The organism is Kitasatospora misakiensis, assembly GCF_042656005.1.
GTDB lineage: Bacteria > Actinomycetota > Actinomycetes > Streptomycetales > Streptomycetaceae > Kitasatospora > Kitasatospora misakiensis.
Genome location: NZ_JBHSOF010000120.1, coordinates 1 through 2,299, shown reverse-complemented (window position 1 = coordinate 2,299; position 2,299 = coordinate 1). Strand labels below are relative to the sequence as shown.

At 74.5% G+C, this 2,299-nt stretch carries 2 protein-coding genes; both read right to left on the bottom strand.

What is annotated here, in order from left to right; genetic code table 11:
• A partial coding sequence (locus ACFP3U_RS36785) for a type I polyketide synthase (RefSeq protein ID WP_380230134.1) occupies window positions 1–1,480 on the bottom strand: 1,480 nt, incomplete at its 3' end.
• Window positions 1,481–1,493: 13 nt separating this feature from the next.
• Window positions 1,494–2,299, bottom strand: an 806-nt coding sequence (locus ACFP3U_RS37160) for a beta-ketoacyl reductase (protein ID WP_380230133.1), incomplete at its 5' end; no start/stop codon positions are given.

Genomic DNA, 2,299 nt, shown 5'->3' with positions numbered 1-2,299 from the left:
CGCGCAGCGCGTCCTCGGTCTTCGCCGACAGCGCCCACATGACCGGCAGTTCGGACCCCATCTCGACCTCGACGGGCTCGGCCGCCGACGCCTCCTCCAGGATGATGTGCGCGTTGGTGCCGCTGATGCCGAACGACGAGACGGCGGCCCGGCGCGGACGCCCGTCGGCCTGCCACGGGCGGCTCTCGGTGAGCAGCTGGACCGCGCCCGCCGCCCAGTCCACCTGGTGCGTGGGCCGGTCGACGTGCAGCGTCTGCGGCAGCGTGCCGTTCCGCATCGCCATGACCATCTTGATGATGCCGCCGACCCCGGCGGCCGCCTGGGTGTGGCCGATGTTGGACTTCAACGAGCCCAGCCAGAGCGGCCGTTCACCGTCCCGGCCCTGGCCGTAGGTGGCGAGGAGGGCCTGCGCCTCGATCGGGTCGCCGAGCGGCGTCCCGGTGCCGTGCGCCTCCACCGCGTCGACGTCGGCGGCGTCGAGGCGGGCGTTGGCGAGGGCGGCGCGGATGACGCGCTGCTGCGCGGGGCCGTTGGGGGCGGTGAGCTGGCTGCTCGCACCGTCCTGGTTGACCGCGGTGCCCCGGACCAGACCCAGCACGCGGTGGCCGTTGCGCTGCGCGTCGGAGAGCCGCTCCAGGAGCAGCAGGCCGACGCCCTCGCCCCAGCCGGTGCCGTCGGCGGCGTCGGCGAAGGCCTTGCAGCGGCCGTCCGGCGACAGTCCGCGCTGCCGGCTGAACTCGGTGAAGAGCCCGGGTGTCGCGATGACGGTGGCCCCGCCGGCGAGGGCCAGCGCGCACTCGCCCTGCCGCAGGGCCTGCGCGGCGAGGTGGAGGGCGACCAGCGAGGAGGAGCAGGCGGTGTCGATGGTGACCGCCGGGCCCTCGAAGCCGAAGGTGTAGGACACCCGGCCCGAGGCGACACTGCCCGCGCTGCCGGTGCCGACGTACCCCTCGAACTCCTCGGGAGCCTGCGGGAACAGCAGACGGGCGCCGTAGTCGCCGTACATGATGCCGGTGAACACGCCGGTCCGGCTGCCGCGCAGCGCCGCCGGGTCGAGGCCGGCGCTCTCGACGGCCTCCCAGGCCGTCTCCAGCAGCAGCCGCTGCTGCGGGTCGATCGCCAGCGCCTCGCGCGGTGAGATCCCGAAGAACTCCGGGTCGAACTCGGCCGCGTCGTAGAGGAATCCGCCCTCCCGGGCGTAGGTGGTGCCGGGGCGGGCCGGGTCCGGGTCGTAGAGCCCGTCGACGTCCCAGCCGCGGTCGGTCGGGAAGCCGCCGATCGCGTCCCGGCCCTCGGCGACCAACCGCCAGAGTTCTTCGGGGGAGTTCACGCCGCCGGGGTAGCGGCAGGCCATGCCGACGATCGCGATCGGCTCTCGGGAGGCGGCGGTGATCTGCCGGTTCTCCTGGCGGAGCCGCTCGGTCTCCTTGAGGGAGGCCCGGAGCGCCTCGACGACTTGTTCGGTGGAGGTGGTGGTCATCGCAGCTTGGTCCTCACGCGTTGTCATGGAGCGCCATGGCCACGAGGGCCGCCGCATCGAGAGTTTCGATCATGTCGATTTGGTCGCTCTTCTGCGGTTCTGAAGCCGGGCTTTCCTCGTGCTCGGCGGTGCTTCCGGTGAGCTGGAGCAGGGCCTCCAGCAGGCCCGCCTCGCGCAGTCGCGCCAGCGGGATCCCGGCGAGGGCGCGGCGGACGGCCGCGTCCGGGTCCTCCTCGGGCGTGAACAGCTCGTGGAGCCGGTCCGCGAGCGCCGCCGGGGTCGGGTAGTCGAAGATCGTCGTCGCCGGCAGGCGCAGCCCGGTCTCGGCGATCAGCCGGTTGCGCAGCTCGACCGCCGTCAGCGAGTCGAAGCCGAGGTCGAGGAAGCCCTTGCCGGTCTCGACCGCCGCACCGTCCGCGTGCCCGAGCACGTCGGCCACCAGGCCGCGCACCAGGTCCAGCAGCGCGGCCCGCCGCTCCGGCTCGGGGAGCGCGCCGTAGTGCTCGGCCGGCGAGCCCGCGCCGCCCCCGGCCGAGGTCGCCGCCCGGCGCGCCGGGGTACGGACCAGGCCGCGCAGCACCGCCGGCAGGACGGCCAGCCCGCGGAGCGCGGTCGGGTCCAGCCGGACCGCCACCGGGGCCGTCATGTCGAGCCCGGCGTCGAACAGGTCCAGGCCGTCCTCGGCGTCGATCGGCAGGATGCCGCTACGGCCGAGGCGCTGGTGGTCCGCCCGGTCGCTCATGCCGCCTTGGGTGTTCCAGAGGCCCCAGGCGTAGGAGGTGGTGGGGTGGCCGTGGTGGGTGCGGTGGGTGGCGAGGG